17 protein-coding genes are annotated in these 21,253 nt (G+C 74.8%); 7 read left to right on the plus strand and 10 right to left on the minus strand.

Annotated features, from left to right (window positions below):
- The first annotated feature begins 482 nt into the window (after window positions 1–482).
- Window positions 483–2,837, plus strand: coding sequence for a hypothetical protein (locus OG310_RS31455; protein ID WP_329460479.1), 2,355 nt, complete (start codon window positions 483–485; stop codon window positions 2,835–2,837).
- Here OG310_RS31455 and OG310_RS31460 read toward each other — a convergent pair.
- The 3 genes from OG310_RS31460 to OG310_RS31470 form a co-directional block, all read right to left on the minus strand.
- A complete protein-coding gene (locus OG310_RS31460; RefSeq protein WP_329459225.1) occupies window positions 2,807–5,218 on the minus strand; it encodes a right-handed parallel beta-helix repeat-containing protein in 2,412 nt (803 codons plus the stop codon). The genes OG310_RS31455 and OG310_RS31460 overlap by 31 nt on opposite strands.
- 200 nt (window positions 5,219–5,418) lie before the next feature.
- A complete protein-coding gene (locus OG310_RS31465) occupies window positions 5,419–6,030 on the minus strand; it encodes an Rv1733c family protein (protein ID WP_329459226.1) in 612 nt (203 codons plus the stop codon).
- Between the two features lie 174 nt (window positions 6,031–6,204).
- The gene (locus OG310_RS31470; protein ID WP_329459227.1) at window positions 6,205–6,696 is read right to left on the minus strand and encodes a DUF6643 family protein; all 492 of its coding nucleotides are present in this window, start codon (window positions 6,694–6,696) and stop codon (window positions 6,205–6,207) included.
- A 250-nt stretch (window positions 6,697–6,946) separates the two neighbouring features.
- Between OG310_RS31470 and OG310_RS31475 the strand changes: the two genes are divergently transcribed.
- Window positions 6,947–8,377: a TerD family protein gene (locus OG310_RS31475; RefSeq protein ID WP_329459228.1), complete on the plus strand. Its 1,431-nt coding sequence runs from the start codon at window positions 6,947–6,949 to the stop codon at window positions 8,375–8,377.
- Window positions 8,378–8,447: 70 nt separating this feature from the next.
- Here OG310_RS31475 and OG310_RS31480 read toward each other — a convergent pair whose 3' ends face one another.
- Window positions 8,448–9,638, minus strand: a complete 1,191-nt coding sequence (locus OG310_RS31480) for a glycosyltransferase (RefSeq protein WP_329459229.1) — start codon at window positions 9,636–9,638, stop codon at window positions 8,448–8,450.
- A 55-nt stretch (window positions 9,639–9,693) separates the two neighbouring features.
- Here OG310_RS31480 and OG310_RS31485 point away from each other — a divergent pair, with 55 nt between their 5' ends.
- A complete protein-coding gene (locus OG310_RS31485) occupies window positions 9,694–10,467 on the plus strand; it encodes a glutamate racemase (RefSeq protein WP_329459230.1) in 774 nt (257 codons plus the stop codon).
- Window positions 10,468–10,662: 195 nt separating this feature from the next.
- Window positions 10,663–11,220 (plus strand): hypothetical protein, encoded by a 558-nt coding sequence (locus OG310_RS31490; protein ID WP_329459231.1) that lies wholly within the window; start codon window positions 10,663–10,665, stop codon window positions 11,218–11,220.
- 273 nt (window positions 11,221–11,493) lie between these two features.
- Here OG310_RS31490 and OG310_RS31495 read toward each other — a convergent pair whose 3' ends face one another.
- Window positions 11,494–12,489: an O-antigen ligase family protein gene (locus tag OG310_RS31495; RefSeq protein ID WP_329459232.1), complete on the minus strand. Its 996-nt coding sequence runs from the start codon at window positions 12,487–12,489 to the stop codon at window positions 11,494–11,496.
- 173 nt (window positions 12,490–12,662) lie between these two features.
- On the opposite strand from OG310_RS31495, the gene lnt reads away from it, so the two are divergent.
- The 3 genes from lnt (at window position 12,663) to OG310_RS31510 (ending at window position 15,768) form a co-directional block, all read left to right on the plus strand.
- Window positions 12,663–14,291 carry an apolipoprotein N-acyltransferase gene (gene lnt, locus OG310_RS31500; RefSeq protein WP_329459233.1) on the plus strand — a complete coding sequence of 543 codons (1,629 nt, stop codon included), beginning with the start codon at window positions 12,663–12,665 and terminating at the stop codon, window positions 14,289–14,291.
- A gap of 45 nt (window positions 14,292–14,336) precedes the next feature.
- Window positions 14,337–14,816 (plus strand): NUDIX hydrolase, encoded by a 480-nt coding sequence (locus OG310_RS31505; protein ID WP_329459234.1) that lies wholly within the window; start codon window positions 14,337–14,339, stop codon window positions 14,814–14,816.
- 124 nt (window positions 14,817–14,940) lie between these two features.
- The gene (locus tag OG310_RS31510; RefSeq protein WP_329459235.1) at window positions 14,941–15,768 is read left to right on the plus strand and encodes a 3-hydroxybutyrate dehydrogenase; all 828 of its coding nucleotides are present in this window, start codon (window positions 14,941–14,943) and stop codon (window positions 15,766–15,768) included.
- 74 nt (window positions 15,769–15,842) lie between these two features.
- Here OG310_RS31510 and OG310_RS31515 read toward each other — a convergent pair whose 3' ends face one another.
- The 5 genes from OG310_RS31515 to OG310_RS31535 all read right to left on the minus strand — a co-directional run bounded on the left by OG310_RS31515 (window position 15,843) and on the right by OG310_RS31535 (window position 21,228).
- The gene (locus OG310_RS31515; protein ID WP_329459236.1) at window positions 15,843–16,529 is read right to left on the minus strand and encodes a flavin reductase family protein; all 687 of its coding nucleotides are present in this window, start codon (window positions 16,527–16,529) and stop codon (window positions 15,843–15,845) included.
- Window positions 16,530–16,594: 65 nt separating this feature from the next.
- Window positions 16,595–17,341: an alpha/beta hydrolase gene (locus OG310_RS31520; RefSeq protein WP_329459238.1), complete on the minus strand. Its 747-nt coding sequence runs from the start codon at window positions 17,339–17,341 to the stop codon at window positions 16,595–16,597.
- Complete coding sequence (locus OG310_RS31525; RefSeq protein ID WP_329460480.1) at window positions 17,338–18,447, minus strand: LLM class flavin-dependent oxidoreductase; 1,110 nt, start codon at window positions 18,445–18,447, stop codon at window positions 17,338–17,340. Before OG310_RS31525 ends, OG310_RS31520 begins: the two co-directional genes overlap by 4 nt.
- 131 nt (window positions 18,448–18,578) lie before the next feature.
- Window positions 18,579–19,847: an acyl-CoA dehydrogenase family protein gene (locus OG310_RS31530; protein WP_329459239.1), complete on the minus strand. Its 1,269-nt coding sequence runs from the start codon at window positions 19,845–19,847 to the stop codon at window positions 18,579–18,581.
- A gap of 199 nt (window positions 19,848–20,046) precedes the next feature.
- On the minus strand, window positions 20,047–21,228 hold the full coding sequence (locus OG310_RS31535) for an ABC transporter ATP-binding protein (RefSeq protein ID WP_329459240.1): 1,182 nt from the start codon (window positions 21,226–21,228) through the stop codon (window positions 20,047–20,049).
- Between the last annotated feature and the right edge of the window lie 25 nt (window positions 21,229–21,253).

Here is a 21,253-nt window from a genome sequence, read left to right on the forward strand (position 1 = left end):
CGTGCGGTCCCCGTGCCGTTCGCGTGCCGTCGTGCGGACGTCACGCCACCCCACCGCCCCGGGGCGCCACGGGTTCCCACATCCTCGCACGTGCCGAGCGGTGTGGAACGGCGGGCAGCGGGAAACGATTCGGCACGGGCGGGGGATTTTCCGTGGATACGGGGCCGAAGCGGCGCGGGGTTCCGCGATGCTTGGCTCCGCCCCTGCCCCGTGCCCACGCGCACCGGCGCGCGATACCCGCGTGCCGTCCCGTTCGCCCTTCCTCCCGCCCTTCCCTCCGCCCTCCGTCGTCGGCCCCCGAGTCGCCGGACCCGTCCCCGTCAGCGTTCCCGTCCCCGAGAGCGAGTAGCCCCCCCGTGACCCCACCTCCACCGTCCACGGAACCCGTTCCGCCGCCGCTGCCCGCGGCGCCCCTCGCCCCGCAGCCGGACGCCACGCTCGAACTCCTCGTCCACGGCGTCGGCGGACACACCCCGCAGGAGATGCTCGACAGCGCCCGCACGGTACGGGTCAGCGGGGACGACACGGCCGCCCTTCACCGCCGGGTCGACGACACCGACGCCGAGCGGCGCACCGATCCCGCCGCCGCCCGCACCGGGCCCGCCCAGGAGGCGTACTGCTGGTCCGGCCTGACCTCCGGCGGCGGCACCCGCGCCCTGTGGCTGCTCCTGCTGCCGTTCATGGTGGTCAACCTCGCGCACTGGATGCGCCCCGACACCCACGGACTCCCGCGCCTGCGACGGCTGTACGGGGCACTCGTACGCCTTCTCGCCCTCACGCTGACCGTGCTGTTCACCGCCGCCGCGTGCGAGGTCGCCCTCGATCTGACGGCCTGGCAGTGCGCGGGCTCCGCCGTCTGCTCGGCCCACCGGTCCTGGCTGGCCTTCCTCTCGCCCGTCCACCACGGCTGGTGGTCCCTGCCGGGGCGCCGGCTCGCGCTCGCCGCCACGGTGCCCACGGGGCTCGTCGCTCTCCTGTGGTTCCTCTCCCACCGCACGTGGGCGATGTACGAGACCCAGCGGCCGCCCGGCGACGATCAGGAGGGCGTCCCGGACACCGACCCCGCCTCGCCGCGGCCCGCCCTCGCCCGCCCCGGCTTCTGGTACGGCCGCAGGATCGTCGCCAGGCTGCGCGGCGCGCACACCGCCGCCGGGTTCCTCACCGTCGCCGGTGCCCTCGCCCAGGCGGTCGGCCATCACGACGCCGCGTCCGGCGGCACGCCCGCGCTGATCGGACGGCTGCTCCTGGCGGCCGTCGGGGTCTGCGCGCTGGCCGCCGTGTGGGTGGTGTGCCGCAGCGGGCGCAGCGAATCCGTCCGCGACATGCGGCTCAACGGCGCCCTGAGCACGGCCCTGCCCTGGACGAGTCTGGCCCTGCTCGCCGTGACCGTGCTGTACGCCGGGTGGGCCCGCGCCGGTTGGCGCTCCTCCGGCTCCCTCAGCGGCGACGGCGCCTTCCGCGTCCTCGCGCTCGCCCAGGCCCTGCTGGTGGTGGCGCTCGCCTGCTGCGCCCTCGTGCTGCACCGCACCACCCGCAGGTCCGGCACCGCGCTCGGGGGCCTCGGCGGGCCCGCCGTCGGGATGCTCGCCTGCGGCGTCGCGGGCGTCATGACCGGCGGGGTGGCCCAGCGGGTCGCCGACTGGCTGGACGGCGGCGCGACGCCCGGCATGGGCACCGCCGCCGCGCCCGCGCCGCCCGGCCTGCTGAGCTGGCAGGCGTCCGTCATCCCCGTCCTGGTGGTGCTCCTGCTCGTACCCGTCGCCGCGCTCGCCGTACGGACCGCCCGCGCGGCGCGCGCCGAACGGCCGCGCGTCGAGGCCGACTACGGTGTGGGCAGGGGCTCGGGGGAGCGTGCCGACGCGCTGCGTACCCGGCAGATCGCGGACCGCCGCGCCCTGGCCCGCGTCACCGACACCGCGCCCCGGCTCGTGGGCGTCCTCGCGGGCGCGGCCCTGCTGCTCGGCGCCGCCGCGGTGGTGCTGTCGTGGATCTCGGGCGAGGTGCCGGGCCGAGCCGCCGAGGACGCCGGGCCGTTCGTGCAGGCCGTCGCCGACACCGCGCAGGGGCTCGGGTCCTGGTTCGTGGGATTCGGCTTCCTCGCCTTCGTCACCCTCGGCAGGCTCGCCTACAGCCGGCCGGCCATCCGGCAGACCATCGGGATCCTGTGGGACGTCGGCACGTTCTGGCCGCGCGCCGCCCACCCGTTCGCGCCGCCCTGCTACGCGGAGCGCGCGGTGCCCGACCTGACCTGGCGTATCCGCACCTGGACCCGGGCCACCGGCGGCAGGCTGGTGCTGTCCGCGCACTCCCAGGGCACCGTTCTGGCCGCCGCCACCCTCTGGCAACTCGACCCCGCCACCCGCAGGAGGACCGCGCTCCTCACCTACGGCGCACCGCTGAAACGGCTGTACGGGCGCTGGTTCCCCGCCTACTTCGGCGAGCCCCAACTGTCCGAACTCCACCGCGAGACGCGCTGCTGGCGCAACCTGTGGCGCGACACCGACGCGATCGGCGGGCCCGTCGGGGCGCGTGAGGGCGGGGCGCTCCCCGGCGTGGACCGAGGGCCCCTGCGGGACCCGCTCGCGTACGGGCGGAGCACCCAGCGGCCGCTGCCCGAGGCCATCAACGGCCACGGCGACTACCAGGCGGACCCCGCCTTCGCCGAGGAACGCGCCGCCCTGCTGCAGGCGTTGCTGCCGGTCCTCCCCGGGCAGCAGCGGCGCCCCGGGCCCCCGGACGGCGACGCCGGCCGCGGCACGGACGCCGGCCACGGTACGGAAGTGCCGCCCGCCGAGCGCGGCGGCCCTCAGGGCAGGACGGGCAGGTCGTCCGCGTAGAGCAGGGTCAGGTCGTCCGTGCTGACCTCGGTCAGCTGGGCGACCCGGCCCGCGTGCCGTTCCACCATCGACTCGAACGTCTGGCGCGCGGTGCGGCCGTTGCCGAACGCGGGACCCTTCGGCAGCACCGTGAAGTACTTCAGCAGCGCCTCCGACGCGCCGTCGCCGAGCCGGTACTCGTGCTCGTCGGCCTGCTGCTCCACGATCCGCAGCAGTTGCTCGGGCGCGTAGTCGCCGAAGGTGATGGTGCGTGAGAAACGGGACGCCACACCGGGGTTGACGGAGAGGAAGCGCTCCATCTCCGCCGTGTACCCGGCGACGATCACCACGACCGCTTCCCGGTGGTCCTCCATCAGCTTCACCAGCGTGTCGATGGCCTCCTTGCCGAAGTCACGGCCCGAGTCCTCCGGTGAGAGCGCGTAGGCCTCGTCGATGAACAGCACTCCGCCCCGCGCCCTCTCGAACGCCTCCTGGGTACGGATGGCGGTCGAGCCGATGTGCTCGCCGACCAGATCCACCCGGGACACCTCCACGAGGTGGCCGCGCTCCAGCACACCGAGGGACGCCAGGATCTCGCCGTACAGCCGGGCCACGGTCGTCTTGCCGGTGCCGGGGGAACCGGTGAAGACCAGGTGGCGGCGGACGGACGCCGCCTTCAGGCCGGCCTCCTTGCGCCGTCTGCCGACCTCGATCATGTCGGTCAGCGCCCGTACCTCGCGCTTGACGCTCTCCAGGCCCACCAGGGTGTCCAGTTCGGCCAGTACGTCGTCCGACGCCCGGGCGGGCTCAGCCGCCGTGTCCTGTGCGGCGGGGGCCGGGGCGGTCGCCGGGACCTGCGCGGGCACCGTGCCGGGCGGGGCGGTGGACTGGGTCGCCGCGAGCACGCCCCGCGGCTCGGGTCCGGCCGACACCACCCCGCTCTCGTCGCTGGTGCAGTCCTCCACGAGCGGCCCTTCGTCCGTGAACTCGTACCCGCCGCGCGCGCACCGCTCCGTGCGGCAGCGGCTCAGGGTCGTGCGGCACCCGTCCATGATGTGGAAGCCGTAGCCGCCGCTGCCGGTCACCCGGCAGCTCCGGAACGTGCCGCGGCCCTCCGCCGAGACGTAGAACCCGGCCTCGGTCGGTGAGGTGATGACGCAGCGCTCGATCGTCGGGTCGGCGCCCTTCGTGACGATCACGCCCGTCTGCACGGAGTCGATCGTGCACGCGGCGAGGGTGCCGCCGCTGCCGTGGTCCCTGAACCAGGCACCTGTGGAGGCGTGGCTGATCCGGCAGTCGTCGAGTTGCACCGTCGCGCCGTCACTGACGGAGACCGCGGTGTTGCGCACCTGCGAGAGGTCGCTGTCGACCACGTCCACGCGCGAGCCCCGGTCCAGGACGAACAGTGCGTCCGGCACGTCGTGCACGCGGCACGCGTCCAGCACCGCCGTCGCCCCGTCGCTCACCCAGACCGCCGGGTAGTCGCCCGTGGAGTCATGTATCTCGCACTGGTTCGCGTCGACACGGGTGCCCGGGTCCCAGACCGACAGGCCGTTGCGGCCGAAGCGGCGCACCGTCGAGCGGGTCAGCGTGAGGACCGACCGCGAGCGCAGGTCCACCGCGTTCTCCGGCACGTCGTGGATGTCGCAGTCGGACAGGGTCAGCACGGCGTCCGTGTCGAGCGTGACGCCGTCCGCGGTCGTACGGTGAATGGAGGAGTCGGTGAGATGGGCGGCGCCGCGCGAGGAGACATGCACGCCGGTGCCCTTGACCTCGTAGACCTCGCAGCCGATCGCCTCAAGTCCGGTGTTGTCGCCGGACACGCTGATCCCGGCGCTGGAGGCGTGGTGCACCCGGCAGCGTTCCAGGCGCGGATGCGCGCCGCCGCTGACCGAGATGCCGGCCTGGCCCGACGCGACGATCTCGCACTCCTCGTAGACGCCGCCCGCTCCGTCGAGGACCGCGATCCCGACACCGGCGGGGTTGTCGACGGTGGTGCGCCGCACCGTGGGCCTGGCCCCGCCGCGCACCTCTATGCCGCTGGCGGACCGCGTCACGATCCTGAGGTCGAGCAGTTCCGGCGTGCCGTCCTCGACGAGCAGCGCGGGCGCGGCCGAGTCCTGGCCCTCCACATGGATGTCCTGCACGGTGGCCGAGGCGCGCACCGTCAGCGGCACCCCGTCGTACGGCGCGATCCTGACGGAGCCGAGCGAGCCCTCGGGGCCGCGCAGCGTCACCGCGCGTCCGACGACGAGGTTCTCCCGGTAGGTGCCGGGGGCGACCGTCAGGATGTCTCCGTCGGCCGCGGCCTCCAGGGCTGCGGCGAGAGAGGTGTACTCACCCGTGCGGCGCCGCCACCGCGATGTTCCCGAGTGCGTCACCTGGACCGTGCCCTGTGCCATGGCGCTGTGCTGCCCCCACCTCGTGCGACTGTGGTGCTCCCGGCCGCGGCTTCAGGACCGGGCCGCGCACCACGTTAGCGCGCGCGGCGGAGGTGAGTTGACGTCACGACCGGACGCCGGGGGAGGCACCGGGGTGCGGACCGCCCCCGCGAACGCGCTCCGCACGCCCCGCGTCCCGGGCGGCAGGCCGCCCGGGGGCCTCAACTGCCCGTGCCCGTACGTCCCCAGCGGGGCCCGACTTCGGCCCACTGCCGGTCCAGGCGCTTGTACCGCCGGTGTACGAGACGCCATACGGCGAGCCGCCAGGCGCCCAGCAGCAGGGCAGCGGCGAGGAGTGCGGCGACGATCCCGGAGAAGACGGCGTGGAAGTGGGCCACGTCCCCGTTCAGCGGGGGCTGCACCTGAGCGCCGTGCGTGTCGGTCCAGATGCTGAAGGTGTCGCCCGGCTGCAGCCGGGCGCGTGGCGCCGTGACCGTGCCGACGTGCTTCACGTTGCCCGGTGTGGTCCACCGGGCGAGCACGCGCGCGTCGGAGTCCTGGGTGGCCGCCGCGTTGGGGTCGAAGAAGCCGACGTTCCCGTGCTGTTTCGCGTCGCCCACCATGACGGCCTTCGACTCGTGCCTCTCGTCGTGCTGGGTGGCGACCGTCCGCTGCAGCGACGAGTTGAGCGCCGCTCCGCTGAGCCAGCCCGCCGCGGGCGCCCCGAACACCAGCAGAAGGGCTGTCATGACTGCCAGCCACGCCTCCACCAGGTCCGTTGTACGACGCAGGGGGTTGTGCCGCCACTGCCAGATGCCCAGTATCACTCTCACTGTCCCGCGCCCCCTTCCGTCGGAAGCAACGCACCTGCCGGAGGCTCGGGTTCCCGCGGTGGTGGGGCTCACACAGGAGGCGCACAAAGAAACAGGGCGGCTTCGTAGCGAAGCCGCCCTGCCGTGGCGTACGGGACCTCCCATTGGGTCCGGTGCGTGCCCGTCTGTTACGGGTCAGTACCCCCTGCCCTGGTAGGGCCTGTTGTACGGGTCGTCGTACGGCGACTGGGCCGCCGGGGCGGGAGCGGGGCGCATCGGCGCCGCGGGGCGCATCGCGTCGTACCCGCCGGCCGGCGCGGGGCGCTGCTGCATCGGGCGCTGCGGCTGCTGCTGGTAGCCGGGCTGCGGGCCGGGGTAGCCGCCGCGCGGCTGCTGGACCTGCTGCGGGATGTAGGGCGCGGGCGCCTGCTGGAGCGGCACGGGCTGCTGCTGCATCTGCGGGTAGCCGTACTGCTGCTGTATGGGTGCGGAGGGCGCCGCGGGCAGCGCCGGGAGGGACGACGGGAGGGCCGGCAGGTAGCTGGGGCCCGAGTCGTACGCGGAGGGCACGCGGATCGGAGCGATCTGCGGCGTGCCTCGCTCTGCGACGAGTGAGTCGTAGATCGGAGTGTCCGGAAACGACGGAGCGGTGTAGTAACCGCCGCCGTAGGAGCGGGGGGAGGTCATGGGACAGAGATTAAGCCCACCATGTGTCGATTGGGGAGTCTGCTTAGACGGTTCTTTAGGCAGCTCTGGGTTACTTCGGATCGCCAATGCGAGCGAACTTGCCAAAATCGGTCGTCGTGGCGCGTTTGAATCCTGTAAAGGGCAAGTGAGAACCGGGTTACCGACGGGTCGCACCGCGTCCTGATGCGCCGCCGCGATTACGTTGGGAAGATGGACCGAGAGGTACGGACGCGGCGCGATGGGGGAGATCATGTCCATGCTTAAAGGGGCCAATGTGCGGGTCCCCGTGCCTGCCGTCCGCGTGGAATTGGGCTGGAGTTCGCGGCCCGGTGTGCCGGACGTCGACGCCTCGGCGCTGCTGCTGGTCGCCGGCCGGGTCAGGTCGGACGCCGACTTCGTCTTCTACAACCAGCCGTCCGACACCGCGGGCACCGTCCGCCACGAGGGGAAACACCCCGGGGCATCGGCGTTCACGGACACCCTCTCCGTCGATCTGGCGCGCGTCGAGCCCGCCGTGGACCGCATCGTGATCGCCGCGTCCGCCGACGGCGGCACCTTCGGCCAGGTGCCGGAGCTGTCCGTACGGATCACCGACGCCGCCACGGGCGAGGAGATCGCGCGCTACGACAGCGCGGACGCCACCGTGGAGACGGCGTACGTCATCGGGGAACTCTACCGGCGCCAGGGGGAGTGGAAGTTCCGCGCGGTCGGGCAGGGCTACAGCACCGGACTCTCCGGTCTGGCACGGGACTTCGGCATCTCGGTGGACGAACCGGGAGGCGACGCAGGGGCGTTGGGCGCCCCGACCGCTCCGCCGGTCTCGCCCGCAGGCTCGGGGGCGCCCGCGCCGGCGACACCCCCGCCGCCGTCAGTGACACCGCGGGAACCACCGGCACCACCGGTGGCCCCGGCCGCTCAGGTGCCACCGGCACCGCCCGCACCGTCCGCCGCACCGCTCTCTTCCACACCACCGGCCCCACAGGTCCCACCGGCGGCGCCGTTCACACCGGCCTCACAGGACCCACCGGCCCGTCCCGTTCGCCTGTCGAAGGTCACTCTCACCAAGGACGCCCCCTCCGTCTCGCTCGCCAAACAGGGCGGCGGCTCGGGAGCACTGCGGGTCAACCTGCACTGGCAGGTGCGCAAGCAGCAGCAACCCAAGGGCTGGGGAGCCAAGTTGAGCCGCGCGCTCGCCGCGCCGGGCAACCTCGACCTCGACCTGTGCGCCCTCTATGAACTCGCCGACGGACGCAAGGGGGTCGTGCAGGCGCTCGGCAACGCCTTCGGGTCGCTGGAGAGGCCCCCGTACATCCACCTCGACGGCGACGACCGCACCGGCGGCCTCGACGCGGGCGAGAACCTGACCGTCAACCTCGACCGTACGCGCGACTTCCGCCGCATCCTGATCTTCGTCACCATCTACGAGGGGGCCAGCAGCTTCGCCGACCTGGCGGCCACGGTCACCCTCCAGCCGCAGCACGGTGCCGCCATCGACTTCGACCTCGGCGAATCCACCGTGCCCTCGCGGGTGTGCGCGCTCGCGCTGCTCACGAACACCGGTTCCGACCTGGTGGTTCAGCGCGAGGCGCAGTTCCTCGTACCCGACCGGGGAGTGAGCCCGCAGCGAGCGGTCGACCGGGCGTACAACTGGGGCATGAACTGGACGCCGGGCCGCAAGTAGCGCGCGGGCGGGGCCGGGTGCCGGTCACCCGCGGCCGGACGCGGGTGACCGGGCGCGCGGGCCGGGCGGCTCAGGCCTCGGGCGTCGCCTCGGCCTCGGGCCGGGAGTAGGTGCGGCCCTTCCAGGCGGCGCCCCGCCCCCGGTAGTGCTGCACGGCCGAGTCGACGGTCATCAGCAGGTACAGCAGCGCGGTGAAGGGCAGGAGCGGCGCCGTCCACCACGGCTCGCGGTAGTAGCGCAGCATCGGCAGGTACGTGCCGGTCATCAGGGCCCAGGCGGCGGCACCTGCCCAGCCCGCCCAGGCGTCCGCGCCCGCGAGCCCGGTGACGGTCATGACCGGCGGCACCAGGTAGATCAGCGCCAGCCCCACCACCGTGCCGAACAGCACGAGGGGGTTGTGCCGCAACTGCGCGTACGCGCTGCGGGAGACCATCTTCCACAGGTCGGCGAGGCGCGGGTAGGGCCGGACACTGTCGACCCGGTCGGCGAGGCCCAGCCAGATCCGGCCGCCGCTGCCCTGCACGGCACGCGCCAGCGACACGTCGTCGATCACGGCCTGCCGGATCGACTCCGGCACCCGGGCACGCTCCGCCGCCTCGGTCCGCAGCAGCACGCAGCCGCCCGCGGCGGCGGCCGTGCGCGACCCGGCCCTGTTGATCCAGCGGAACGGGTACAGCTGGGAGAAGAAGTACACGAACGCCGGCACCACGAGCTTCTCCCAGAAGCTCTCGACCCTCAGCCGCGCCATCTGGGACACCATGTCGTAGCCGCCGCCGCGCGCCGACTCCACCAGTCGGCGCAGGCTGTCCGGCTCGTGGGCGATGTCCGCGTCCGTCAGCAGCAGGTACTCGGGCTCCTTGGCACGCGCCCGCGTGATGCCGTGGCGTACGGCCCACAGCTTGCCCGTCCACCCCGCCTCCGGCTCACCGGGCGTAAGGACCGTCAGGGGCAGTCCGCCGTCCCGCTCCGCGAGCGAGCGCGCCAGATCGCCGGTGCCGTCACTGCTGCCGTCGTCGACGAGGAAGACCTCGGCCGTGCCGGGGTAGGCCTGTGCCAGCAGCGACGGCAGGCTCAGCGGCAGCACTTCCGCCTCGTCGCGCGCGGGCACGACGATCGCGACCGAGGGCCACCGCTCCTGCGCGGGCACGCCCTGCGCCCGCTCCGGCAGGCGCTGGTCCGTACGCCAGAAGAAGCCCTGCCCCACCAACAGCCAGCACCAGAGGGCCAGCGACACCACCGAGATCCACCCAACGACGCTCACCCGCCGCAGTCTGCCCCACCGGGGCCGGGCGGTCACGGTCGACTAGGGTGGCGTCGTGAAGATCGCGCTCATGGACTCCGGCATCGGGCTGCTCGCGGCGGCGGCCGCTGTACGGGGGCTGCGGCCGGACGCCGAGCTCGTTCTCTCCCATGATCCCGACGGTATGCCGTGGGGCCCCCGCACCCCGCAGGACGTCACCGCGCGGGCGCTCGCCGTGGCCCGCGCCGCCGCCGAGCACCGGCCCGTCGCGCTGATCGTCGCCTGCAACACCGCGTCGGTGCACGCCCTGCCCGCGTTGCGCGCCGCGTTCGAGCCCGGTCTGCCGGTCGTCGGTACGGTCCCCGCGATCAAGCCCGCGGCGGCGGGCGGCGGCCGGATCGCCGTGTGGGCGACCCCGGCGACCACCGGCAGCCCCTACCAGCGGGGACTGATCGCCGACTTCGGCGCGGGCGCCGACGTCACCGAGGTGCCGTGCCCCGGTCTCGCGGACGCGGTCGAGCACGCCGACGACGAGGCGATCGACAAGGCTGTCGCCGCCGCCGCCGCGCTCACCCCGCGCGACGTCCGGGCGCTGGTGCTCGGCTGCACCCACTACGAACTCGTACGGGAACGGATCGCCGCGGCCGTCGCTCCCGGCACCCTGCTGTACGGCTCGGCGGGCGCTGTCGCGACCCAGGCACTGCGCAGGGCGGGACTCGAACCGGATCCCGAGGCGGCCCCGGCGGGCCCGCCTGCCGTCCTCGCGAGCGGCCGGGACGCCGAACTGCCCCGGGCGGCGCTCGGCTACCCCGAGGGCCTGCTGCTCGCCATGGTGGGCCAGCCGGGCTGACGCGGGGGCGGGCTCCGTCCGTGGCCCGGCTCCTTGCGGCGAGCGGTGGACCCCGGCCACCGACCGCCTGCGGTCACCGGCGCCCCGACCGTCGGCCGCCCGGTACGGCCCGGGCCCTCTCCGGCCCCCGGGAACGGTGTGTCCCGGCCCCCTCCAAGGGCCCCGTTCTTCCGGAATCTGGGTACGCTGCATGCCATGACGGAGCACTCACGGCACGACGGCGCCCCCGCCGACGCCGCGACGAACCTGACCGAGATGTGGTCGGGCCGGGCGAGGAACCGTGTGCAGTGGCTGCTGGCCGCCTGCGGGGCCGGGTGCATCGCGCTGGGCGTCGGGCTGGTCGTCAACGCGAACTGGACCTCAGGGGTCGCCGCCCTGCTGATCGCGATCATCGGCTGCTTCGCCGCCGGGCTGCTGGTGCTGTTCGGCACGCTCGCCTTCGTGCATGTCGGTGTACGGATCGACGAGGAGTGCCTGGAGGTGCGGTGCGGGCACATGGGCGTGCCGCGCCGGCGCATCCCGCTCGCGCAGGTCGTCGACGCGGACTTCGCACCGCGCGTGACACCGCACCAGTGGGGCGGCTGGGGATACCGCTGGCTGCCGGAGAAGGGCACCGCGGTGGTGGTGCGCCGGGGCGAGGGCCTGGTGCTGCGCATGCGGGACGGGCGCGACTTCACCGTGACGGTGGACGACGCCCAGTCGGCCGTACGCATCCTGCGCGCCCGCTGCCGCGGAGGGCGCGCCGCCGCGTAGGGCGGGCGGGCCGGCAGCGGATCGAGTCGCGGCGCGCCGCGAAGCCGGCTGCTCCCATCCCGCCTCCCGTGCCCCCGTGCCGAAGACGCCGAGCCGCACACACCGGGGCGGGACGCGCCCGTGAACGCACCGGGCGGGACGCGCCCGTGAACGCACGCGCCGAGCCCGGGCGTGTCCCTCCAACCGCTCGTCGCCTGAGCCCCGCACGTCGTCCCCTCGCGCCTTATCCATCCCCGCCCGCCCTGGACGGCCCGGGCCGTGAGGGTCCGCGCGTCACCCGTACGGCGCAGCGCCCGCCCGGTTCGTCGTGGCCAGGCCGGCGAGGACGCCCGCCGCCGCCGTCACCGGCGCGAAGCTCAGGGCGTCGCTGACCGTCGCAAGGACCGCGAGGCTCGTCAGCGACGCGCCCGCCGCCACCGCGACGGGCGTCGCGCACGGCGAGCGCGCGAGCCCGTACAGCAGCCAGCCGTATCCGCAGGCCAGCAGGGCGAGACCGACCACGCCCTGTTCCGCCGCCTCCTGGAGCGCCGCCGAGTGAGGGCTGTCGTCCGGCGGCACCGACAGCGCGGCGGCCGGGCTCAGCTCCGCGAAGCGGCCGGGACCCGCACCGAACACCGGATGCCCGGCGGCGATGGCCGCCGCGTCGCGCCACAGCGCGACCCGCTGCGCGGACACCGCGCCGCCCGGCGCCGGCTCGCCGCGCGCGAGAGCCCAGGTGCCGCCCACCGCCGCCGCCGCGACGAGCCCGAACACCGCCAGCGCCAGGCCGCGGACCCGCCCGCCCGACCGCTCCCGTACGGCCAGCGCGCTCAGTGTCACGGCGACGGCGGCCACACAGCCACCGGTCGAGCCCAGCGCGACGGCTTCGGCGATCACCGCCGCGACCAGGAGCCGCAGCGGCCAGGCCCACGGCCCCGTGGTGACGGCCCGGGCCGCGCAGCAGGCCGCGCCCGCGGCCAGCGCCAGCAGCGCCGCGACCTCGCCCAGATGGTCCGGGCGCAGGGCCCGCGCGGTGACCACGGCCAGCGCGAGCAGCGTCAGCGACGCGCTCGCGGCCGCGGCGACCGGCACGAGCGATCCGCTGATCCGCCCGCACGCGTATCCCGCCACCACGGCGAGCACCGCGAGCAGGACCCCCTCCGGCCTGCCGTTGCCCGCCGCCGCGCTGATCAGCGCCCATACGGCACAACAGCCGGGCACGACGACCCCCACCGATCCGGGCGCCCCGCCGCGCCCGGAGACGGCAGGTCTCTCCTGTGTCGCTGCCAATCCCTCGACCCCCCGTCGAAGACTGGCGACACCGTAACGGCTTCTCTCCCCGGCGCGTGCATACCGTGCGAAGGAAAGAACGCTCGAACAAGAAGACCCACGCCCCGGACACCCCACGAGCCCCACCGTGCTCGGCTGACGTCCACACAACTACGCGCCGTACACTCCCGAGGGTGAGCGCCACCGTAACGTCGGTCGAGACCCCGCAGCCCGAGCCCGCCCCGGCTCCCGCCACCGCCAAACAGCGCTTGCCGGCCCGGCTGGCCAGACCGGCCGCCGCGGTCGCCGGGGGGCTCCTGCTGTACGCGAGCTTCCCGCCGCGCCCCCTGTGGTTCCTCGCCCTGCCCGGCCTCGCGCTGTACGGCTGGAGCCTGTACGGACGCAGGCTGCGGGCCGGCTTCGGCCTCGGCCTGCTCGGGGGACTCGCGTTCCTGCTGCCGCTGCTGGTGTGGACGAGCGTCGAAGTGGGGTCCTTCCCCTGGATCGCGCTGTCCGTCGCCGAGGCGGTGTTCATGGGCTTCGCCGGTCTGGGCATCGCGGCCGTCAGCAGGCTGCCCGTATGGCCGCTGTGGGCGGCCGGGATGTGGATCGCCGGGGAGGCCGCCAGGTCCCGGTTCCCGTTCGGCGGCTTCTCCTGGGGAAAGATCGCCTTCGGCCAGGCGGACGGCGTGTTCCTGCCCCTCGCCGCCGTCGGCGGCACGCCCCTGCTGAGCTTCGCCGTCGTCCTGTGCGGCTTCGGACTCGCCGAGGCCGTCCGCCAGGCCGTCGCGTACCGCAGGACCAAGGTGGTGCCGCGGGGGGCGGTGACCGCCGCGGCCGTCACCGTCCTCGCGCCCCTCGCGGGCGCGTTCGCGGCGCTGCCCCTGGTGTCGAACACCCCCGAGAAGGGCTCCGCCACCGTCGCCGCGATCCAGGGCAACGTGCCGCGCATGGGCCTCGACTTCAACTCCCAGCGCGCCGCCGTGCTCGACAACCACGCACGGCAGACCCTCAAGCTCGCCGCGGAGGTCAAGGCGGGCAAGCGGCCGAAGCCCGACATCGTGCTGTGGCCGGAGAACTCCTCGGACATTGACCCGCTGCATGACGAGGGCGCGCGCCTGACCATCGACGCCGCGGTGAAGGCCATCGGGGTGCCCACCGAGGTCGGCACCCTCGTGCAGAACCCGGGGCCCGACGGGAAGCTCTACAACACGCTCATCAACTGGAGCCCCACGAGCGGCCCCGGCGCGATCTACGAGAAGCGCCACATCCAGCCGTTCGGCGAGTACATGCCGATGCGCTCCATCGCGGAGAAGTTCAGCAAGGACGTCGACCTGGTCCGCGAGGACTTCACCCCGGGCACCAAGGTCGGCGTGTTCACCATGGCGGGCATCAAGGTCGGCTTCGCCACCTGCTACGAGGCGGCCTTCGACAACGACGTGCGCGACCCGGTCACGGCGGGTGCCGAGATCCTCGCCGTACCCAGCAACAACGCGACCTTCGACCGCAGCGAGATGACGTACCAGCAGCTCGCCATGGACCAGGTGCGCGCGGTGGAGCACAGCCGCGCCGTCGTCGTCCCGACCACCAGCGGTGTCAGCGCGATCATCCGCCCCGACGGCACCGTCGCCCAGCGCAGCGGCATGTTCACGCCGGCCATCCTGGAGGAGAAGGTCCCGCTGCGCACGTCGCTCACCCCGGCGACGCGGCTCGGTACCGGTCCCGAGTGGCTGCTCGTCGCGGTCGGCGCCGCGGGCGTCGTCCTCGTGGTGGTGCGTACCGTACGGGCCCGGCGCAGCGGTGCGGCGGCGTCCGACGCCTGACCTGTTCGCACGGGGCCGCGGGGGCGGGCCGTAGGGTCGGGCGGCATGGGAACACCTGACTTCATCAAGGACATCCGGACCGGCGCCGGTCACCAGCTGCTTCTGCTGCCCGGAGTCACCGCGATCGTCTTCGACGACGACGGACGGGTACTGCTGGGCCGCCGCGCGGACAACGGCGAATGGGCGCTCATCGCGGGCATCCCCGAGCCGGGTGAACAGCCCGCCGCCGCCGCGGTGCGCGAGGTGTACGAGGAGACGGGCGTGCACTGCGAGACGGAACGCGTCGTCTCGGTGCACGCGACGCGACGGCCCATCACGTACCCGAACGGCGACGTGTGCCAGTTCATGGACATCACCTTCGCCTGCCGGGCGGTCGGGGGCGAGGCGCGCGTGAATGACGAGGAGTCCCTGGAAGTGGCCTGGTTCCAGGTCGACTCGCTGCCCCAGTTGCGGGACTTCGCACTGTTCCGCCTCAAGCAGGCGCTCGCCGAGGCGCCCACCTGGTTCGAGCCGGCGACCGGCTGACCGGCACCGGCCGGCCCACGCCGCACGCGGTGCCCGGCCCGGAGGAGCTCGTGGTCCCCGTCCCGGAACAGGCCGTGATGCCCGCCCCGGAACGGTCCTTGATCCTCGGGCCTAGGCTGGGCGCATGACGCAGACCGACGCGAGCGGCACCGCCCCCCACCCCTCAGGCCGCCCGGGCGGCCTCGCCGGTCTCGACCTGCGGGGCCGCACCGCCCTCGTCACCGGTGCCGCGAGCGGCATCGGCAGGTCCTGCGCGCTGCGGCTCGCCGCCGCCGGGGCGAGAGTCAGGGCGCTGGACCGGGACGCGGCGGGGCTCGACGCGCTGACCGCCGCGTACGCCGCCGGCGGTGACGGGAGCCTGGCGGCCGAGGTGCTCGACCTCACCGACCTCGACGCCGCCGAACGCGCGGCGGCCGGCGCGGACATCCTCGTCAACAACGCCGGGCTGCAACTGGTGAAACCCATCGAGGAGTTCCCCGGCGAGGTCTTCCACACCGTGCTCACGGTGATGCTGGAGGCGCCGTTCCGGCTCATCAAGGGCGCGCTCCCGCACATGTACGCGTCCGGGTGGGGCCGGATCGTCAACATCTCCTCGGTGCACGGGCTGCGTGCCTCGCCCTACAAGTCCGCGTACGTGGCCGCCAAGCACGGCCTGGAGGGGCTGTCGAAGACCGCCGCGCTTGAAGGCGCGGCCCACGGGGTGACCTCCAACTGCGTCAACCCCGCCTACGTACGCACGCCGCTGGTGGAGCGGCAGATCGCGGACCAGGCCGCGGCGCACGGCATCCCGGCGGAGCGCGTGGTGCGCGAGGTGATGCTCACGGACACGGCGCTCAAGCGGCTGCTGGAGCCCGAGGAGGTCGCCGAGGCCCTCGCGTACCTGTGCACGGAGCAGGCGTCGTTCATCACCGGCTCGTCGCTGCCGCTGGACGGTGGCTGGACCGCGCACTGAGCGCCGGGCGGGGCCGGGCGATCCCCGGCCCCGCGTGGTCCGCCGCGTGCGACGGCCGCGGGCGCCGCTGTGCGTCAGCGGCCGGGCTCCGGTGGGAGCGGGGCGAGCGCGGCGAACGCGCCGTCGTGGTGCACGAGCGCGGGACCCGAGTGATGGCCGCCGCCCCGCTCGACCTCGCCCACCACCAGCAGGTGGTCGCCGACCACCTGACGCAGGGTCACCTTCGCGGTGAGCCACGCGGGTACGCCGTCGAGGAGCGGCAGCCCGTCCTCACCCACCGTCCAGGACGCGCCCGCGAAGCGGTCGACGCCGCTGCGCGCGAACCGCGTCGCGAGCGCCGTGTCGGCCGTGCCGAGCACATGGACGGCGAACCGGTCCGCCGCGCGGACCGCCGCAACCGTCGAGGCCGTGAGCCCCAGGCAGAACGAGACGAGTGCCGGGTCGAGCGAGACCGAGGTGAACGACGTCGCGGTGAAACCGGCGGGGCCCGGCACGGTGATCACCGTGACACCCGACGCGTGGCGCCGCAGCGTGCGCCGCAGGACCGCACCGCTGTGCCCGCCCGGACCGGTGGCCGGTGGGCGATGACCGGGCGAGGCGGCCTCCTGCCCCGCCGCCTCGCGGACGGGGTGCTCGCGGGTGGTGCTCTCACGGGCTGTGCGGTCACGGGTCGCGGTCTCACGGCCCGGGGTGTCGCGGGTCGCGGTGTCGCGCGTGCTGTGCTCACGGGCGGCGGGGGAGTGCTGCGCGGAGACGGTCATGCCGCTTCTTCCCTTCGAGGAGGACGGTGCGGGCGGGTCCTGGCGGCGGCGCGGGCCGGCCGCCTTCATGCGTCGGTGAGGGTGAGCAGCGGCCGTGCCGCGCCGTTCGCGCGCAGCCGCTCCAGCCAGAGCACGACCGTGGCCGCCGTGGTGCGGTGCGTGATGTCGTTGAGGGTGTCGTGCACCCCGCCGTGCACCACACCGAGCGCGGCGCCCGGCAGGCGCCCGGCCCGCCGCACCGCCTCCTCCAGGGGGGTGACCGGGTCCGCGTCGCCGTGCAGCAGCAGGACGGGGACCCCGGGCACCGCCTCGGCGCGCAGCGAGTCCGGCACCGGGTCGGCGAGGCCCCCGCGTACGAACACCTCGTCACCGCTCAGCCGCGCCCGGTGCGTCGGGCAGGACGTACGGGCGGCCAGTTCGGCGTCCCAGCCGGCGTCCCTGTGCCGTGTGCCGCCGGGCCCGGTGGGCGCGGTACCCGCCGCCACCACGGCGTCGATCCGCGGCGCGGACTCGCGCGAGGCGGCGGCGTGCAGGGCCTGGAGCGCCCCCGTGTCGGAGCCCACGAGGACGACGGGTGCCACCGGGTCGGGTCCCGCCGCCGTGTGCGCGGCGGCCAGCACCTCGGCCGGCCCGTCCTCGGGACGGACGGGGACCGCGTGCACCACATAGCCGTCGAAGGCGAGGCGCCTGCCGAACCGCTCGTACACCAGCGGGTGTTCACCCCGGCCGGGCAGGACGAGCAGGGTGCCGCGCGGGGCGATGCCCGCCGGCGGGTGCCAGCCGGCGCGCGCGGGGGAGGACGTCACGGTCATCGGGTGCTCCCCGCGGTGGCGGGCCGCGCCGCGGTTGCCGCGCGGTGCGCCAGCTCCTGGCGGACGAGCGGCAGCAGGTGCCGGCCGTAGTCGATGGCGTCGTCCAGGGGGTCGTATCCCCGGATCAGGAGGGTCGTCGCGCCGATGTCGACGTAGTCGAGCAGGGCCCGTGCCACCGTCTCCGGAGTCCCCACGAGGGCGGTGGTGTTGCCGCCCGCGCCCGTCGCCGAGGCGGTCGGTGTCCACAGCGCGCGATCGTGCAGGTCGCCCTTCGCGGCGGCGGCGAGCAGCCGCCGCGAGCCGGCGTTCTGCGGCGCCCCGAGCTGCGGGCCGCGCCGCGCCTGGTCGAAGAACGCCCGCCCGGAACCGGACTTGATGGTGTCGAGGATGCGGTGTGCCCGCTCCCAGGCGAGCTCCTCGGTGGCGCCGAGGATCGGCCGGAACGACACACTGATACCGGGTCGTCCGGCGCGTCCGGCTTCAACGGCCGCCGCGCGTACGGAGGCTATCTGCTCCGCCGTCTCGGCGAGGGGTTCGCCCCACAGCGCGAACGTGTCCGCGTGCCTGCCGCCGACGCGGTACGCGGCGTCGGAGGATCCGCCGAAGTACAGCGGGATGCCGGTGCCATGGACCGGTGGCACCCCGTTCGCGTAGTCCTCGAAGCGGTAGTGGCGGCCCTCGTGGCTGAACGGTTCCGGCGACGCCCAGGCGCGGCGCACGATCGACAGGTACTCGTCCGTGCGGTCGTAGCGCTCGTCCTTGTCCAGGAAGTCGCCGTCCCTGCGCTGCTCGGTGTCGTTGCCGCCGGTGATGATGTGCACGGCCACCCGGCCGCCGGTGAACTGGTCGAGCGTCGTGAACGTACGGGCCGCCAGGGTGGGCGCGATGAACCCGGGCCGGTGCGCGACGAGCAGACCGAGGCGCTCGGTGTGTGCCGCCACGTATGCCGCGACCTGCACCCCGTCGGGGCGCCCCGAGCTGTAGCCGATGAGGATGCGGTCGAAGCCCGCGTCCTCGTGGGCCCGGGCGAAGCGCGCGGTGTAGGCCCGGTCGATGGCGGGACCGCTCGGCGCGTGGGTCTCCGAGGCGTGCTGGGTGCCGATCATGCCGATGAACTCGACGGTGGTGGGAGCGGCGGCCCCGGCCGCCGGCGCGTCGCTGGGCGCCCCGGGCGCCGGTGTGTCCCGCGCGGGTGTGCCGGCTCCGGGCGTGCTGGTCGTCGGTGTGCTGGTCATGGTCAGTTCCCCTTCTGGGTACGGGATGTGGTGGCGGGCGGGGTGCCGTGCGAGGTGGCGGCGGGGGAGCCGGGCGCGGCACGGTCGAGGACCGCGCCGCCGAGGGCGAGGAGCACGGAGTCGTCCTGCGGGGTGTGCACGCGGGAGCACAGCACGTCGCGGTGGTGGCGCTGGAGCGGGTTGGCCCGGGTCAGGCCGTGGTTGCCGGTCAGTGCGACGGCCGCTTCCACGGCGCTGATCGCCGCGCGGGTCGCCAGCACCTTGATGGCGCCCGCCTCCCGCGCCGCCTCCGCGTCCCCCGCGTCGACGCGCCGGGCGTAGGTGTCCACCAGCGTGTCGGCACCGAGCAGGGACGCCTCGATCTCACCGACGGCCGTCCGGAACCGGGGCAGGGTGGCGAGCGGTGCGCCGAGCGCGGTCGGCACGCGTTCGTGCAGGAAGCCGGTCAGCCAGTCGAGGGCCGCGCGCGCGACGCCGAGGTAGAGGGCGGGCAGGCCGAGCGCGTTCCACGCGCCGGTCACCGCGTCCGGGCGGGCGCCGGGGGTGTCACCGGCCGGCGCGAGGTGGAGCACGTCGTCGAGCGGTACGCGTACGGAGTCGAGGACGACGTCGTCGCTGCGGCTGGCGCGCAGACCGACATGGTCCCAGGTCGGCTCCACGGTGAGGCCGGGCCTGCCGGCCCTGACGACGAACGAGCCGACGCGCACGGGGTCCTCGTCGGTCCTTGCGAAGACGAGCAGGTGGCTGAGGCCCACCGCGCCCGTCGAGTAGATCTTGCGCCCGGTCAGCCGCCAGTTCCCGCCGTCCCTGCGGGCGGTGGTCGCGGGCAGGCCCCCGCGTACGGGGCTGCCGAGTTGGGGTTCCACCCGCAACGCGTTGACCAGTGCGGGCCCTTCGGCCGACGCGGCGAGGAGCTCCGCGTAGGCGGCCCCGGGCCAGCTCGGTGTACGGGCCTCGGCGGCATGGGTGAACAGGGTCATCGCGCTCACCAGGGCGACGGCCGGGTCGCCCGCGCCGAGCGCGCGCAGGATGCGGACCGTGTCGGCGAGTGAGGCGCCGGGGCCCCCGTGCCGGGCGCCCACCGTCGCGGTCAGCAGCCCTGCGGCGTGGACGTGCGCGAACCCCTCGTAGGGGAAGGTGGCGTCGCGGTCGTGCTCCGCGGCCCGCTCGGCGAGGGCGGCGGTGACGGCGGGCAGCCGCCCGAGGTCGAGGGGCGGGGGCGACCCGCCCCTGAGGGGTGGTGTGTCGGTGGTGGAGCGGGCACGGCTCATGGGACCTCGATCGGTGCGGGTGCGGGTGCGGGTGCGGGTGCGGCGGGGTGGTGCGTGGTCGCGGTCGCGGACCTGGGCTGCGGGGCGCGATGCCGCGCGTGTCGCCGGTCGTGACGGGGCTCGGCCGCTTGCCCGTCCGGCCGGGATCGCGCATCCGCCGACCGCCGGGGCGGGCGTACGCGTGGACCGGCGGAGGACGTCATGTGCCCAGCCGGGTACGCCAGTTCGCCGCGTGGTGGCACGCGACGGTGTGCGGGACGGCCCGCCCCGGCGCTCCGGAGGCCGGACCACGCGCGGCACGCGAACTCGTGCCGCCTGCCGACGCGTTCACTTCGCCGCCCGTCGACGGCCCGCCGGGCAGCACCTCTTCGCTCCCGTTCCCGCCGGGCACCGGCTCGGCCGTGGGTTCCTCGACGCACTCCGGCCCCGCGAAGCGGCAGCGCGGCGCGAACACGCAGCCCCGGTCCTCGGGCCACGGCACCCGGTCCGGATCGGGCCGCAGCAGCGCGGGCCGGGGCCCTCGCGTCCCCGCCACCCTGGGCGCGGACGCGGTCAGCAGCGCCGTGTACGGATGGCGCGGCGCGCTCAGCACGCCGTTCGCCGGACCGTCCTCGACGAGGCGGCCCCGGTACAGCACGGCCACCCGGTCGGCGATCCCCGCGAGCGAGCCGAGGTCGTGCGAGATCACCACCACCGCGAGGCCGAGTTCGGCGCGCAGCCGGTCCAGCAGTCCGAGCACCAGGTTGCGGTTGGACGCGTCGAGGGCGCTGGCGGGCTCGTCGGTGATGAGCAGGCGCGGCCGGGTCACCAGGGCCCGGGCGAGCGAGACGCGCTGTCGCTGCCCGCCGGACAGCTCGCCCGGGGTCCGGGGGCCCTGGAGAACGGGATCGAGGCCCACGAGGCCCAGGGCCTCGTCCGCGCGGGCCGCGCGTTCGCGGCGGTCGCCGGTCCGCGCGGCGGCGAGCGGCTCGGCGACGACCGCGCGGACCGTCAGTTCCGGGTCCTGCGAGCGCAGCGGGTCCTGGAACATGTACTGCATCCGTCCCGAGCGGCGGAAGTCCCGCAGTTCCGCGCCGTGCGTCCGGGCCAGGTCGCGGCCCTCGAAGAGGACGCGGGCGCCCGGTTCCGGCCGTACGAGGCCGACGGCGGCGCGGGCCAGGGTCGTCTTGCCGGAGCCGGTCTCGCCGATGATCCCGACGATCTCCCCGGCCCGCACGGTGAGGCCGACGCCGCTCAGTACGCGGGTGGCCGGGCCGCGCGGGCGCGTGCCACCGCCGGCCGGCGTGCCGTACGAGACGGACAGTCCTGCGATGCTCAGCAGCGTCCCGTCCGCCCGCTCCCGTGGCGGGGACAGCACGCGCGACGCGGGTGCGGTGCTCACGCGCTCGCTCCTTTCGGTGCGGGGG

Origin of the sequence: Streptomyces sp. NBC_01497 (genome assembly GCF_036250695.1) — a bacterium.
Lineage (GTDB): Bacteria > Actinomycetota > Actinomycetes > Streptomycetales > Streptomycetaceae > Streptomyces.